This window comes from Leeuwenhoekiella sp. A2 (genome assembly GCF_047946655.1).
GTDB lineage: Bacteria > Bacteroidota > Bacteroidia > Flavobacteriales > Flavobacteriaceae > Leeuwenhoekiella.
On record NZ_CP172311.1, the window covers coordinates 3,358,161 to 3,372,464 of the forward strand.

The 14,304-nt window shown below is 36.6% G+C and carries 13 protein-coding genes and 1 other RNA gene; 4 read left to right on the forward strand and 10 right to left on the reverse strand.

From position 1 onward, the window contains the following. Positions 1-15 precede the first annotated feature (15 nt). Together ACH3PA_RS14770 and ACH3PA_RS14775 are read right to left on the reverse strand one after the other, a co-directional pair. Positions 16-597 (reverse strand): tRNA-(ms[2]io[6]A)-hydroxylase, encoded by a 582-nt coding sequence (locus tag ACH3PA_RS14770; RefSeq protein ID WP_416442822.1) that lies wholly within the window; start codon positions 595-597, stop codon positions 16-18. Then, positions 597-2,378, reverse strand: coding sequence for a DNA polymerase III subunit gamma/tau (locus ACH3PA_RS14775; RefSeq protein WP_416442820.1), 1,782 nt, complete (start codon positions 2,376-2,378; stop codon positions 597-599). Before ACH3PA_RS14775 ends, ACH3PA_RS14770 begins: the two co-directional genes overlap by 1 nt. A 183-nt stretch (positions 2,379-2,561) precedes the next feature. On the opposite strand from ACH3PA_RS14775, the gene rnpB reads away from it, so the two are divergent. Further along, positions 2,562-2,887, forward strand: an RNA gene (gene rnpB, locus ACH3PA_RS14780) — RNase P RNA component class A. Positions 2,888-2,908: 21 nt separating this feature from the next. Here the strand turns inward: rnpB and ACH3PA_RS14785 are convergent. The 3 genes from ACH3PA_RS14785 to ACH3PA_RS14795 are packed head-to-tail and all read right to left on the reverse strand — an operon-like array spanning position 2,909 to position 4,896. Beyond that, positions 2,909-3,463, reverse strand: coding sequence for an RsmD family RNA methyltransferase (locus ACH3PA_RS14785; protein WP_416442818.1), 555 nt, complete (start codon positions 3,461-3,463; stop codon positions 2,909-2,911). A 4-nt stretch (positions 3,464-3,467) separates the two neighbouring features. Beyond that, positions 3,468-4,253: a DUF3822 family protein gene (locus tag ACH3PA_RS14790; protein WP_416442816.1), complete on the reverse strand. Its 786-nt coding sequence runs from the start codon at positions 4,251-4,253 to the stop codon at positions 3,468-3,470. Beyond that, the gene (locus ACH3PA_RS14795) at positions 4,243-4,896 is read right to left on the reverse strand and encodes a hypothetical protein (RefSeq protein ID WP_416442814.1); all 654 of its coding nucleotides are present in this window, start codon (positions 4,894-4,896) and stop codon (positions 4,243-4,245) included. Before ACH3PA_RS14795 ends, ACH3PA_RS14790 begins: the two co-directional genes overlap by 11 nt. Before the next feature lie 117 nt (positions 4,897-5,013). On the opposite strand from ACH3PA_RS14795, the gene ACH3PA_RS14800 reads away from it, so the two are divergent. From ACH3PA_RS14800 to kdsB, 3 genes are read left to right on the forward strand one after another with little or no spacing between them, the layout of a single operon-like run. Then, the gene (locus ACH3PA_RS14800; RefSeq protein ID WP_416442812.1) at positions 5,014-6,444 is read left to right on the forward strand and encodes an ATP-dependent DNA helicase; all 1,431 of its coding nucleotides are present in this window, start codon (positions 5,014-5,016) and stop codon (positions 6,442-6,444) included. A gap of 6 nt (positions 6,445-6,450) precedes the next feature. Further along, positions 6,451-7,023, forward strand: coding sequence for a DUF4126 domain-containing protein (locus tag ACH3PA_RS14805; RefSeq protein WP_416442810.1), 573 nt, complete (start codon positions 6,451-6,453; stop codon positions 7,021-7,023). Between the two features lie 44 nt (positions 7,024-7,067). Next, complete coding sequence (gene kdsB / locus ACH3PA_RS14810; protein WP_416446726.1) at positions 7,068-7,790, forward strand: 3-deoxy-manno-octulosonate cytidylyltransferase; 723 nt, start codon at positions 7,068-7,070, stop codon at positions 7,788-7,790. Between the two features lie 159 nt (positions 7,791-7,949). Here kdsB and ACH3PA_RS14815 read toward each other — a convergent pair whose 3' ends face one another. The 5 genes from ACH3PA_RS14815 to ACH3PA_RS14835 all read right to left on the reverse strand — a co-directional run bounded on the left by ACH3PA_RS14815 (position 7,950) and on the right by ACH3PA_RS14835 (position 14,241). Beyond that, positions 7,950-10,010: a DUF349 domain-containing protein gene (locus tag ACH3PA_RS14815; protein WP_416442808.1), complete on the reverse strand. Its 2,061-nt coding sequence runs from the start codon at positions 10,008-10,010 to the stop codon at positions 7,950-7,952. A gap of 86 nt (positions 10,011-10,096) precedes the next feature. Next, entirely contained in the window at positions 10,097-10,846 is a 750-nt protein-coding gene (locus ACH3PA_RS14820; protein ID WP_416442806.1) for a shikimate dehydrogenase family protein, read from the reverse strand. Then, positions 10,818-11,840, reverse strand: a complete 1,023-nt coding sequence (locus ACH3PA_RS14825) for a DUF368 domain-containing protein (RefSeq protein ID WP_416442804.1) — start codon at positions 11,838-11,840, stop codon at positions 10,818-10,820. Before ACH3PA_RS14825 ends, ACH3PA_RS14820 begins: the two co-directional genes overlap by 29 nt. Continuing rightward, positions 11,830-12,810, reverse strand: a complete 981-nt coding sequence (locus ACH3PA_RS14830) for a DUF368 domain-containing protein (protein WP_416442802.1) — start codon at positions 12,808-12,810, stop codon at positions 11,830-11,832. Before ACH3PA_RS14830 ends, ACH3PA_RS14825 begins: the two co-directional genes overlap by 11 nt. 39 nt (positions 12,811-12,849) lie before the next feature. Next, positions 12,850-14,241, reverse strand: coding sequence for a tetratricopeptide repeat protein (locus tag ACH3PA_RS14835; protein ID WP_416442800.1), 1,392 nt, complete (start codon positions 14,239-14,241; stop codon positions 12,850-12,852). Between the last annotated feature and the right edge of the window lie 63 nt (positions 14,242-14,304).

Genomic DNA, 14,304 nt, shown 5'->3' on the forward strand with positions numbered 1-14,304 from the left:
ATTTAAGCCCGATTTCTAACCATGTATCGTTTCGTTTTTTCCCAGATCTTTCATGATTTGAGCTTCATATTCCAGTAGATCGTGCCACTTTTTATCTACTTCTTCACGGTTGCCGTATTGTCTGGCAAAACCTAAAAACATCGTGTAATGATTAGCCTCGCTAACCATTAGATTGTGGTAGAATGTAGCAAGCTCTTTATCTTCAAGCTCTTCAGATAACAATCTAAAACGTTCACAACTCCTGGCTTCAATAAGCGCGGCATATAATAATCTATGTACGAGTTGCATATCTCGAGAACCACCTTTTGGAAAGAATTTCAACAGCTGTATAACATATTCATCTTTGCGATCTCTGCCTAGAGCTTTCCCGCGAGCCAGAATACGATCATGCACCATTTTAAAATGGCTTATTTCCTCTTTAACAAGAGCGACCATTTCTTGCACAAGATCTGTGTATTCAGGAAAAGAAACGATAAGAGAAATTGCTGTAGAGGCAGCTTTTTGCTCACAGAAAGCGTGATCTGTTAGAATTTCATCAATATTCTTTTCTACAATATTCACCCATCTCGGGTCTGTGGGTAATTTAAGTCCTAGCATTATAAATCAAGATCAAATGTTTTACGCAAAATCTCAAGGTCTGGATTTTGCTCTTTCAGCTTTTCATACTTTTCTCTCGTCGTATAAGCATATTTACGTTCTGCCTGCTCATTTACGGTTATAGATAATTCTATATCATAATTGTGCAGTTTTCGCTTTAAAAACTCGAGTAAGTTATGCTGCGCACGTTCCAGCTCAACACGCATTGTCTCATTAGGAAACTCAAGATGAATGACAGTGCCCTTTAATTTGGGTTCATCAGTCTCGAGATTAGAAGCCATGATCTTTTCTCCCTTTTTTCGCAGTCGCGAAACGTACTCTTTCCAGGCTGCGACCATTGCAATCTCAGTAAAAGGTTCACGAGGCAATTGGGTGTGATCTACTTTTTGCTCATTCTGCTTTTGTAGAATTTCCTTTTTCTTTTGTAATCCTTTAAGCGAAAGCCCAGAAATATGTGGTCCTTTAATATTAAACGCGGGTTTCCTTACAGCAGTCTCAGCGGTAGCTGTATTTGCTTGATGCGGCTTTTGAGCTTCTGGTTGTTGAGTTGGTATATTTTGAACAGAAGCAATCTCACGTTGGCTGTTTTCTGAAGTTGCACCTATAGATTCAGCCGATTTTGTATCACTTTCTACCGATTTTATCTGGGTTACAGGAGGTTTTTGAGCGTCATGTTGAAAGTAAGCAGCCGGTATTATGAATGAACCGTCATTTTTTTTTTCTCCATCAAAAGTGATAGAGGCCATTTGCATGAGACAGAGCTCAACCAGCAAGCGCTGGTTTCGGCTGGTTCTGTATTTGAGATCGCAGTCATTGGCCATCTCAAGGGCTTTCATTAGAAAAGGCATACCCGTTTTGCGAGCCTGCTCTTTGTATTTTACTTTGGTTTGTTCACCTACTTCCAGAAGTTCTATGGTCGCTTCATTTTTGCAAACCATAAGATCTCTAAAATGAGAAGCGATACCGGCTATAAAATGATGCCCGTCAAATCCTCTGCTTAGAATCTCATTAAAATTAAGCAGCAGTTGCGGAATATTATTGTCTAAAAGAAGATCTGTTGTCTCAAAATAAGTATCGTAATCAAGAACATTTAAATTCTCTGTGACTGCTTTGCGAGTTAGATTTTTACCCGAAAAACTAACGACACGGTCAAAAGTAGAAAGCGCATCTCTTAAAGCACCATCTGCCTTTTGAGCGATAATCTGCAAACCTTCTTCTTCTGCATTGATATCTTCTTGTTGGGCAATATCTGCTAGATGCTCTCTAATATCACGAACGGTAATTCGCTTAAAATCAAAAATCTGGCAACGTGATAAAATGGTAGGTATGATCTTGTGCTTCTCTGTTGTTGCGAGAATAAAAATAGCGTGCCGTGGTGGTTCTTCAAGCGTTTTAAGAAAAGCGTTGAAGGCAGCCTGAGACAGCATGTGAACCTCATCTATAATATAAACCTTGTATTTACCCACTTGTGGTGGTATGCGCACTTGATCTATAAGGTTTCTAATATCATCTACAGAGTTATTAGAAGCAGCATCAAGCTCAAAAATATTAAAGGCATAATCTTCATCTTCACGTTCTTCTGCCTGTTGATTAATGCGTTTAGCAAGAATACGTGCGCAAGTAGTTTTACCCACACCACGAGGACCGGTAAATAAAAGTGCCTGTGCCAGATGGTTATTTGCAATTGCATTCTCAAGCGTATTGGTAATCGCTTGTTGCCCAACTACGTCTTTAAAGGTAGCTGGTCTGTACTTTCGCGCCGATACGATAAAATGCTCCACGTAAATTTTTGTTGTAAAATGCGACAGATATTGCCGCATTATGCTAGAGTGACAAAGATAAAAATTGCTGCAGCAAAAGTGAATTTCGCGGAAGCTTTTTCAGAGTTTTTATTAACAATGATTTTAAAATGCTGCGTAAAAATAAGGTTGCTAATTGCTGAATCTAAAAGTGTATTTTTGCTGCAAGCAGGCCGCCTTATCGCGTTGTGCTGAACTTGTTTCAGTATGAGGAGGAAAGTCCGGACACCATAGGGAAGCATAGCGGCTAACGGCCGTCGTCTCAAATTTATTTGAGATAGGACAAGTGCAGCAGAAAGGATGTACAGGTAATGCTGTAGTGAAATCAGGTAAACTCTATGCGGTGCAATGCCATGTATACCGGCATTTAAGTGTTCCCGCACGTTGCCGGAGGGTAGGCAGATAGAATGTACGGGTAACCGTGCATCCAGATAAATGATAAGGTTTCGCTTAGGCGAAAACAGAATCCGGCTTATAGGCCTGCTTTTTTTTAATTTGCCTAGAATTGACTTTTAATCTTCCGTCTTCTCTGGATTTTTGAAGATACTAAAAGCACTACTGCCGTAATTGCGGCTTTCTATAAAATTAGGATTTTCTTCAAGTGACATCAACTTACTATGCTCGATCACTAAAAGTCCTTTTTCTAAAAGAATTTCGTTATCGATGACTTTGTCTGCCAGTGCTAAAAATTGAGATTGCTCAAGATTGTAAGGAGGATCTGCAAATACAATATCATACTTACCGGGAGCACGATCTAAAAATTTAAACACATCTGCCTTTACAACTGTAATTGGCATGTCAAGCTCTTCTGCTGTTTTTTCTATAAAACGTACACAACCTATATTTTCATCAACAGCGGTTATACTTTCGCTTCCGCGAGAAGCAAACTCGTAGCTTATGTTACCGGTACCGGCAAAAAGGTCAAGTACTTTTACACGGCTAAAGGTAAAACTGTTGCGTAAGATATTAAACAGTGACTCTTTTGCCATGTCTGTAGTTGGTCTTACAGGAAGCTTTTTAGGTGCGGTTATGCGTCTTCCTTTATGATAGCCACTTACGATTCTCATATATTTAGGTTGTTATTAGAAATGAGTTGTGCGTAAAAACATTAGCACGTTCTTCTATTTTTATATGACGGATGTATTTGTACAGCAGTGCAAATTTCTCATCTTCCTGAGTGATATTTCCTGCCACATGTAACATGTTTTTATCTGCATCAAGCGAAAATTGCTCTATGCAAAAAAGAATATAATACAAAACATCTTCCGGTTTGTGATAGGCAAATGTATTTGAGAGGAGTAATTTTTTCCCTTTTGCTATTACCAGATCAAATGTTGATTCATTAAAATGAGCGGTTAATTTGGGTTCTGATAACTCTGTAGATGAGTTGAGTACTCTATCTATTAAGACTGAAGCGCTGTGGTTGTATGTAAAACTGCCAAAACGCTCAAAGAAGTAGTTATTGATATTTGTATACGGGATATAAATATTTACAAGTTCATGAGCTTCTAGTTCATCATAAGCTATAAAATCAGTTTGCAGCAGTTTGACATTATATTTTAAATACTCAGTCAGGTTATCTTTATCAAAAAGGGAAGCGGGTACAACGGTGTAAAGTTCATTACTATAAACGACTTCTACATCCTGATATTTAGCCTCAAAAAGCGGATTTTCATTAAAAAAAACCGATATTTCTTCAAGTGCGCTTACCGGGGAGTGCTTTTCTTTAAAAGAAATATAACCCTTAGGAGGTTCTATTGCGCGCTCTTTATTATTTGCATAAAATGAAAATCCATCCAAGCTTACTTGGATGGATAGTTTATTATAATTAGAATTTTCTTCTAGATTAATCTTCATTATCACCGTAACTCTGAGGCCAGTTACCGCCTGTTTTAACATCTGTCATTGAACCTACAGATAGATAAGCACCGTTAACACCATCTACAGAAATAACTTGTTTTTCTTTGCTTATAAAGTCTTTAGGTTGATCATGAAGTAAAACATCTTTAGCAACTTTAGCTTCAAAAACAGGAATGTTTATATCGTTTTTAGATACTGTACCAGCATCCATTTCAAAATTAGCGTCAATACCTTTTACCGGTACTTTCATCATTGTTTTGTAACGATCTGTGTTTCCAAAAAGAGAATCTTTAATTGAAGCATACCCTAAAGTATCAATGATTGTTTCTTCTTTCATGGTATCAACACCATATGCACGAGTTTGTTCTTCATCAAGAACCAAAGTATCACGACGTGCAGTTAATGTAAATTCTGCTGTGTCAATAAAACGAACTAAATCATCAAAATTCTTAGCAAATTTCCCGGTAACCTGCTTATAGGCAAGTTGAGAAGAACGGATGTCTTTAAGTTTCTCAATTGCCTTTTGATAGCGTACTACCTTAAGCTCATTGAATTTTACTTCACCGTAAACAGAGTTGAATACCAGGTACCCTAATACTCCAATAACAATCCAGAGCGCTACTTGAATAACAAATTTCATTCGATATTTGGTTTTATAAATTAATACAGGTTATAGGCAAATCTACAATTTTTTTTTAATCGTTAAAGAATATTCCCTAAAATTCATTACTATCTTTACCCACCAGAAAAGGGATGTATGAAGCTTGACGAGCATGATTTTTATAAAATACTACAACAGGATTTTCCTCATAACCTTACTAGTAAACAAGATATACTCTTACAACAATTAAGTGCTTTTGTCTTGTCGCCAGATAATAATACAATTTTTTTATTAAAAGGTTATGCAGGAACAGGTAAAACTACAGTCATAGGGACGGTCGTTAAGAACTTGTGGAAGATTAAAATGTCTTCTGTGCAGCTTGCTCCTACCGGTAGAGCTGCAAAAGTTATAAGCAGTTACAGCAATACTCCCGCGCAGACCATACATCGTAAAATATACTATCCTAAAAAGCAGAGCGGGGGTGGGGTCTCGTTTACTTTACAGAGAAACAAACACCGCAATACACTATTTATAGTAGATGAAGCTTCAATGATCTCAGATTCTGTATCAGAATCTAAACTTTTTGAAAATGGATCACTGCTCGACGATCTTATGCAATATGTGTATACCGGTCATAAATGTAAATTACTTCTTATAGGTGATAATGCACAGTTGCCACCGGTAAAGATGGATCTAAGTCCGGCTCTTGATTCCAGAGTATTAGAAATGCAGTATAACAAAGAGGTGACAGATATCGAACTTGACGAAGTTATGCGGCAGGCTGAAAGTAGCGGTATCCTGCGAAATGCTACCAGAATACGTGATTTTCTTAACGATGAGCTTTACGAGGATTTTAAATTTGATTTGCATGAGCAGGTTGATGTAGAACGCCTTATAGATGGGCATGAGATATTAGATGCGATAAATGATTCATATTCAGAATACGGTAATGAGGGCACGGCTTTCATCGTTCGGTCTAATAAAAGAGCTAATCTCTATAATCAGCAGATTAGAGGTCGTATTTTATTTAAAGAAGAGGAGGTAAGTGCCGGTGACTTTCTTATGGTTGTAAAAAACAATTATTATTGGCTTGATACAGATAGTGAAGCAGGATTTATAGCCAATGGTGATATTATTGAAATTCTTGAAATTTATAGTATCAAAGAACTGTATGGTTTTCGCTTTGCAGAAGTAAAAATACAAATGACAGATTATCCCAATCTAAAGCCATTTGATACGGTGCTTATTCTTGATACGCTAACCACAGAAACACCTTCTCTTTCTTACGAAGAAGGAAATAAATTGTATCAGGAGGTAATGAAAGATTATGCAGATGAACGCTCTAAGTATAAGAAATTTCTAAAAGTAAAGGAGAACAAATTCTTTAACGCTTTACAGGTCAAATTTTCCTATGCAATAACCTGCCACAAGTCACAAGGCGGGCAATGGGAAACAATTTTTGTAGAGCAGCCTTACCTGCCCAATGGCATGGATAAAGATTACCTGCGCTGGTTGTACACCGCTGTTACCCGCGCCAGAAAAAAACTATATCTTATAGGTTTTAAAAATGATATGTTCATAGAATAAGCTTTTATGGAATTAAACCTCATCATAAGTATATTTTTGGGTGTTGGTCTTGCAACGGCAGTAGGCTTTAGAGTTTTCTTACCATTGCTAATTTTAAGCATTTGTACATATTATGATATAATTCCTTTACAGGAAGGCCGGCAATGGGTGGGAAGTATACCTGCACTGGTCTTGCTTGCCACTGCAACTGTAGTAGAGATACTGGGATATTATATTCCCTGGGTAGATAATTTGCTTGATACTATAGCTGTGCCACTGGCAGGTATAGCGGGCACAGCAGTTATGCTGGCTACTTTAGGTGATGTGCAACCGTTGATTACCTGGTCGCTTGCAATTATTGCCGGTGGCGGCACTGCTGCCATTGTTGCAGGAACAACGTCTGCGACTCGTGCTGCATCTACCGTTACAACAGGCGGTTTAGCCAACCCAGTTGTCTCAACTGTAGAAACCGGTGTTTCTGTGGTGATGTCTATAATTTCAATATTTATCCCTATTCTTGCCGTAATTCTGGCGGTTTTTATATTATTTGGAATTCACAAATTTTATAAGCGGCTAAAGAACAGAAAGCGAAAGATTTAAAATTCTCTTAGTTAGTGAACAATTCAAAGTTAAAAGTCATTGCAATGATACCGGCGCGCTATGAAGCTTCGCGTTTTCCGGGTAAATTAATGAAAGATCTGGCAGGTAAACCTGTTATTTTAAGAACTTATGAAGCTGCTGTAGAAACTAAACTTTTTGATGATGTTTATGTGGTTACAGATAGTTCTATAATTTTTGACACAATTACTAAAGCTGGTGGTAATGCCATTATGAGCATTAAAGAACATAGCTGTGGGAGTGATCGCATAGCAGAGGCGGTTGAGCATCTCGATATTGATATTGTTGTGAATGTGCAAGGAGATGAACCTTTTACCAATGCAGCAGATATGGCAAATGTTCTCAATGTTTTTTATGAAAATGACGCTGCAGAAATTGATCTTGCATCAATAATGACTGTTATTGACGATTGGGAAGAGGTACAAAATCCCAATAATGTGAAAGTAATAGTAGATCAAAATAATTATGCGCTCTATTTTTCACGTTCTCCCATACCGTATCCCAGAGATAAAGAAGTGGGTGCTATTTATCACAAGCATAAGGGTATTTATGCATTTAGAAAACAAGCAGTTCTTGACTTTTATAACCTACCAATGCGCAATCTTGAAGCTTCTGAAAAAATAGAAGCCATACGCTACTTAGAATACGGAAAACGAATTAAAATGGTAGAGTCTAATTCGCCGGCAATAGGCATTGATACGCCGGAAGATCTAGAAAAAGCGCTTAAATATTACCGTGATCAAAGTTAAATACCAGTCAGTTTTTCATTAAAAAAAGCCGATTTTCAGCTTTAAAAACCTGCTTTTTTAGACAGAAAATCGGTGTAATAAGACTAAAAATCAACTAAAAAAACCCGATATTAATAGCGGGTTTTTTGTGTTAAGTATTTTGGTTTAGAACGAAATTTTCTAATAAAGAGTTTTGAGTTTTTTTAGTTTGGCTTTCCAGATCTCAAGTGTTTTTTTATGATCTGCGATGTTCTTGTGAACCTCTTTTACCATAGGATTGTCATCTGAAACATGCTGAAAGAAACCCAGATTATTCTCAAGCTGAAAAATCTCTGCTTTTACTTCGTCAATCTTCTTAGTAATGAAATATCTTTCTTTATTTAGCTGTCTGTCATCATCCTGATCTGCTATTGCAGCTACACGATTGTCATATTTTATAAGCTCAGATTCTTTTCTGCCCAGATCTAATTTTTTAAAGAGACCATCAAGAACTTTATTAAAATCCTGCTCTATATTCTTTTTAGAATAAGGAACGCGACCTATTTCTTTCCATTCTTTAATAATGGTCTTGATAGCTTTTAAATCCTCTTCAGAAGAATCTGTTATTTTAAAATCGTTAATCTTATTTAAAACCTCTTGTTTCAACTTAAGATTTTCTTTTTCTTCCTGAAGAACTTCGTTTTTAGCTGCATGAAGTGAATCAAAGTAGTGGTTACACGCATTCTTAAAGCGTTTCCAGATTTTATCACTGTCTTTACGAGGTACGTGACCTATCTTTTTCCAGTCATTCTGGATCTTTTTCATCAGGGCTGTTGTTGCCTCTTTATCTTCATTATCCTTATTATCTTCAGCAATTTTAATAAGCTCAAGCTTCTTATTTAAATTGGTATACTGTTCCTTTTTTTGATCTTTATAAAAGGCATTCTTATTCCTGTTAAAAACACGGGTAGCTTTTTTAAAAGCTTTCCAGGTTGCTTCATTTTCTTTTCGCGGTACACGACCTATTTCAAAAAAGGAATCTCTTAGCGCTTCAACCTGTTTCATCTGGTTTTGCCACGCATTGTGAGAATTGCCGGGAGTAGCAGAAATATCTTCTATTTTTTGAATAACTTCCTGCTTTTGCTTTAGATTTTCTTCATAGATCTTGTCTATGTTTTTGAAATAATCTTGTCTGGCCTCGTGTATTTTTTTTGTCGCAGCACTAAATTTTTCCCAGATCTCTTCGCGATATTCACGAGCAACAGGACCTATTTCTTCTTTCCAGATTTTATGAAGCATCTGTAATTCTCTAAAAGAACGATTGACATCTTTTTCTTTAGATAATTCTTCTGCCTGCTCAATAAGTTTAAGTTTCTTATCGAGGTTGCTTTTAAAGTCTTTGTCTCTAAACTCTCTGTTTAAATGCAGAAAATCATAGAAGTTCTCAACATGGTGGTGGTAATTATTCCACACCATATTGTATCTGTCACGCGGAATATTACCGGCATTACGCCAGCGCTCCTGTATATCTTTAAACTTGTCAAAAGTGGTATTGATACTATCTTCACCACCCAGCTCGTCTTTAAGATTCTTAAGCTCTTCTATTAGCGCATTGCGTGTGTCAAGATTTGCATTAAGGTCTTTCTTAAGATTTCTATAGTAATTATTTCGTTTTTCACGGTATTCAAAATAGAGTGTATTGAATTCCTTCTTTAACGGACTATAATATCTGAAGTCGATAATATTACCTCCTTCTTCAAGAAATTTTTCTTTTACCTCTTCTTGTTCTTCTTCAAATTGAGAAATAAAAGCAGCGCGTATCTCGTCAACATGTTCCTTAATCGCTTGTATCTTGTGGTTTTTAAGAAGATATCTAAACTCTTTTATCAAATTCTCTTTTGAGAGTTTGTCATAATCTTTTTTAGGAATATCGTGTCGCTCTGCAGTGCTCTCATCTTCTGAGTGCTCATTGAGCGCCTCGTCAATATCATCATGATTAACTTCATCTTCCTCATGGTCATCTTCTTCAAATTCCCCATGATCATCATCATTTTCCTGCGCAGGAAGTTCCTTAGCAGATTGAATAACATTTATAGACTCTGTTACCAGTTCATCCTGAATTATATCTTCTTCCTGATCAATCTCACTATCAATATTTTCTGCAGTAGGCAATTCTGTTTTGTTTGCTTCTTCCATAAGAGCTTTTTCTATCGCATCGTCCTGCTTCATTTCTCCTGGTTGTACTTTCTTTTCTTCAGACATTTCTCTCAATCTTAGGATCTTTATTTCAATGTTAAAGATACTACTAACTGTGTAAATAACAAGTGACCTATACTGTTGATAAGCTGTTAATTCCAGATGCGCCAAGCAGCTTCTGCCTGTAATTTAAGCATTTCGAGCCCATTGACTGTCTGCGCACCATGCTCTTTTCCGTTTTTCAAAAACTGAGTTTCAGCCGGATTATAAACCAGATCATACAACAAATGTTGACTGTTTATAAGTCTGTAAGGAAGCTTTGGCGCTTCTTTTACGTTAGGATGAGTACCTACAGGTGTACAATTGATAATGATCGTATATTGTGCAAGAAGAGCGCCGTTTATATCCTGATAACCAAGTTGATCTGCTGTAGGTTTACGTGAAACGTACTTAAACGAAATATCCCTGCGCTCAAGCGCGTAAGCTATTGCTTTAGAAGAACCACCTGTGCCTAATATAAGAGCACTTTTATGATCTTTTGTGAGATAAGGTTTAATAGATTCTATAAAGCCAATATGATCTGTATTAAAGCCTTTTAACCTGCCGTTAGGCATACGTTTAACTGTATTTACAGCGCCAATAACCTCAGCATGCTTATTCATCTCACTCATAAGAGATATAATAGACTGCTTATATGGAATTGTTACATTAAAACCCGAACACTCAACCTTCTTAGAAAGCAGGTGACTCACATCCTTAAATGTTGCGCAGTCAAAATTTTCATAGGTTGCTTCAATCTTCTCGTCATTAAATTTTTCTGAGAAGTAATTTTTTGAAAATGAATAATCAATGTTTTTTCCTATAAGGCCATATTTATGCATACTGTCGTGTTTTTTCTCCATATTTTCCTAAAGCTACAACGATGAAAATACCGATAGCTATAAAAATAATGGCGGTTATATTTTCGGCTGAAAACTCGTGCGGCCAAAAACGATTGTAGTTCTGTAAAATAGGATCGCCCACGCGATCGTATTTTATATTTCCTAAATTATCAAGTTCAAATACAGGTTCTTTCCAGGGCCAGACAACGCCTAGCGATCCTGTGATAAAACCAATGATAGCCGCATTTGTGCGACTACGGTAATGTTTTAAGAGGTAACCTAAAAAGTTAGATAAAGTCACCAGACCGGTTACAGAGCCCAGCGTAAAAACAGTCATAACTTTAAGAAGTCTTACTCTCGGCGCACTCTGTAGAAATGAGAAGTCTAAGCTTACTATATCTGCAATTGTATCATATAAAGCATTTACAGAATCTACTAAGAGCAGAACGTAATTGCCTAAAAGTATAAGAATAAACGATCCTGATAATCCCGGTAATGTCATCCCGGAAACTCCTATTATTCCACAAAAGAATACAAATACTAAATTATCATTTTGAGTTGCTGGTTTAAGCAGGCTTATAGCTACCCCGGCAACCACACCCAGTATTAGAATGATTATATTAGGGCGGGTCCATTCTTCAAAATCCTTAGCTATGTAGTAAATACTGCCTATTATCATCCCGAAAAATGCGCTCCAGACAAACAGTGGGTAAGTATCTATAGCAACATCAAGAATTTTAGAAACACTAAAATAACTTATAACCATGCCCAGCATTAGTAATCCCAGAAATCTTCCGTTTATGTATTGCACAAAACTTCTAAATCTCCCGTTTATTAGCAGTCTAAATGCTTTACCATTTACTTTTTGAAGCGAATAAATAAATTCTTCATAAAAACCCACAACATAGGCCACAACACCACCAGATACGCCAGGAACCTTATTGGCAGCACCCATGGCGAGCCCCTTAAGTACAAGCCAGACTTTATCTGTAAATGAGCGTGTATCAGTTTGCATGCTTCTCTCTACTCTTTGCAAATTTCTCTAAAAGAAAGATTGTTAAAAAACCTATGATAGCCAGAATGATCACCAGGGTTATTTTAGGATCACCATCAAAGTTACCTGGTAAAATACTCTTTTCAAGAAGCGGCACTTGTTCACCATGGCTATCTGTACGAAATGATAATATCTCCTTCCATGGCCAAACTTTATTAAGAGCTCCTATCATAAAACCTGTGAGGAGGGCGAGAGTAAGATTTTGATAATTTTTGAATAAATAGGTAAGCGCTTTAGAAAAGACTTTTAGCCCAACAATGCAGCCCAATAAGAAAAGTAGAAGTTTTATTAATGACTCTTTAAAAATTTCAAAATCCCAGTGTAATAAACTATCAACAAAGTTTTTTACTGTACCAAGAACTACTGCATAAGAACCCAACAATAGTAAAATGAAGGATCCCGAAATACCCGGCAATATCATGGCTATAATGGCAACAAAGCCAGAAAGAAAAATAAAAATATAACTGGTAGGAGATTGTACGGGTTCTGCAATCGTAATGTAATACGAAATAGCTATACCTATAATTCCTGCCATAAAAACACCGGCATTCCATTTAGTTATTTGATTGCCGATGTAAAGTATACTGGCGATAATTAAACCAAAAAAAAATGCCCAAAGTAATAAGGGATGTTCTTTTAACAGAAAAGTTATAAGCTTTGCAAGTGACAAAATACTAATACCAACACCGCCAAAAAGAGCCAGCAAAAAACCCAGATTATAAGTTCTAAAAGCAGTCTTAAAACCGCTGTTTTTCCAAACTTTAAAAAAACCAATATCAAGCTTATCAATTGTACTTATAAGCTCTTCATAAATGCCCGCAATAAAAGCAATTGTTCCTCCAGAAACCCCGGGAACTACATCTGCGGCGCCCATAGCAAGACCTTTAAAAGTTATTAAAGCGTATTGCAGCGGCGTACGTTTTTCTGGCATAAGGGTTGTTTATAGATCCCTCAAATGTAAGAAAAGCAATTAAGATTCTTTAGCTTGCTTTATCTTTTCAAGCACAGATTTCTTAGCATACGCATTCGGAAATAATTCTTCAAGAATGATATCATAACCCGGTTCCAGACGCAGTGCGTTTTCCAGATGAAAATGACCTTTTGTATCTTCTGCCAGCGTAAAATAAAGTCCGGCAAGTCTAAATTCAATTTCAGGAGATTCGGGATAAAATTCTATCGCCTGAAATAGGTTTTGAATAGCGCCTTCATATTCGCCTAAAGCAACAAGTATGTCACAGCGTGTTAACCAGGTATCCTGCTCATAATTACCAAGTTCTAATGTTCTGCGATAGCCTCTTTCTGCTTCTTCATAAAATTTGAGACGATCGTTTATCTTGGCATATCGCTTCCAGTAAAGCACGTTGTCACCGTCTATATTTATAGCTTTATTGATGTAATAAAGGGCATTCTGAAAGTCTAATTTCTTAATATGAAAATCTGTTATAGCAATCCAGCCTTTATCCAGAAGAGGATCTTCATGAACGGTCTTTAAGAAATATTTTAAGGCAAGATCATCACAATGCAGTTTTTGATAGCATTTACCCATTCTTAAATAGGCAAACGAAGTAGGATCATCAAGCTCTAGTGTGATTTGATAATTCTCAATAGCTTCATTGTACTTGCCCATTTTCTCAAGTACTTTTCCTTTTTCAAAGTAAGCACCTATAAATGTGTCATCGCTTATAATAGCAAAATCAAAAGCTGCTAAGGCTTTGTCATATTGTTTCAGGTCAAAATACTGCTTACCTATCTGGTGCCATGCAACCTCGCAATACGGGTTGCTATCTAAGAACATGTTGAGATAATCTATAGCTTCCTGATGCTGCTCAAGAAAATCAAAACAGTAAATGACATTGTATAATGCCGAGTAGTCTTCATCGTCAACCTCAAGACATTTCATAAAGTTAAACTTGGCATTCTGAAAGTCTTCCATAAACAGATACTCCATGCCAATTAAGGAATAGATATCTGCATCATCTTCGGTTAACTCTAATGCATTCTCAAGAAGCTCGACCGCTTTTTTGTGGTCGTCTTGTTTTGAATAAATATTTGCCTTTTGAATGTAAACCTCTTCATTGTTAGGCTCAAGCAGGTACAAATCATTTAATAAACGATCTGCTTCTGTAAGCTTATTCTCAAAAATGAGAATCTCGATTCTAAAAAGTTGAAGATTACTTGATGAAGGGTGTTGATCAAGACCTAGTTTCACGGCTTTTTTAGCTAGAGCTATTTTACCGTTTTCTAAGTAGTGGTTCACAATGTTTTCAAATTCACCCGAATCAAAGAAAAGAACATTATTTGTCTTTAACATAGATTCAAAACGGGTGAGCGGGAAATTTTCTTCTTCGTGACTGAATTTCATACACGCTATATTTATAATTTCTGCCTTTATAAATTTAAAAAGGATAGCAGGCCAGGGACTGTT

Bases quoted from the DNA above. Each gene is read 5' to 3' on its own strand.
- ACH3PA_RS14770 (WP_416442822.1), bottom strand. From the start codon at position 597: ATGCTAGGACTTAAATTACCCACAGACCCGAGATGGGTGAATATTGTA.
- ACH3PA_RS14785 (WP_416442818.1), bottom strand. From the start codon at position 3,463: ATGAGAATCGTAAGTGGCTATCATAAAGGAAGACGCATAACCGCACCT.
- ACH3PA_RS14790 (WP_416442816.1), bottom strand. From the start codon at position 4,253: ATGAAGATTAATCTAGAAGAAAATTCTAATTATAATAAACTATCCATC.
- ACH3PA_RS14795 (WP_416442814.1), bottom strand. From the start codon at position 4,896: ATGAAATTTGTTATTCAAGTAGCGCTCTGGATTGTTATTGGAGTATTA.
- ACH3PA_RS14800 (WP_416442812.1), top strand. From the start codon at position 5,014: ATGAAGCTTGACGAGCATGATTTTTATAAAATACTACAACAGGATTTT.
- ACH3PA_RS14805 (WP_416442810.1), top strand. From the start codon at position 6,451: ATGGAATTAAACCTCATCATAAGTATATTTTTGGGTGTTGGTCTTGCA.
- kdsB (WP_416446726.1), top strand. From the start codon at position 7,068: ATGATACCGGCGCGCTATGAAGCTTCGCGTTTTCCGGGTAAATTAATG.
- ACH3PA_RS14815 (WP_416442808.1), bottom strand. From the start codon at position 10,010: ATGTCTGAAGAAAAGAAAGTACAACCAGGAGAAATGAAGCAGGACGAT.
- ACH3PA_RS14820 (WP_416442806.1), bottom strand. From the start codon at position 10,846: ATGGAGAAAAAACACGACAGTATGCATAAATATGGCCTTATAGGAAAA.
- ACH3PA_RS14825 (WP_416442804.1), bottom strand. From the start codon at position 11,840: ATGCAAACTGATACACGCTCATTTACAGATAAAGTCTGGCTTGTACTT.
- ACH3PA_RS14830 (WP_416442802.1), bottom strand. From the start codon at position 12,810: ATGCCAGAAAAACGTACGCCGCTGCAATACGCTTTAATAACTTTTAAA.
- ACH3PA_RS14835 (WP_416442800.1), bottom strand. From the start codon at position 14,241: ATGAAATTCAGTCACGAAGAAGAAAATTTCCCGCTCACCCGTTTTGAA.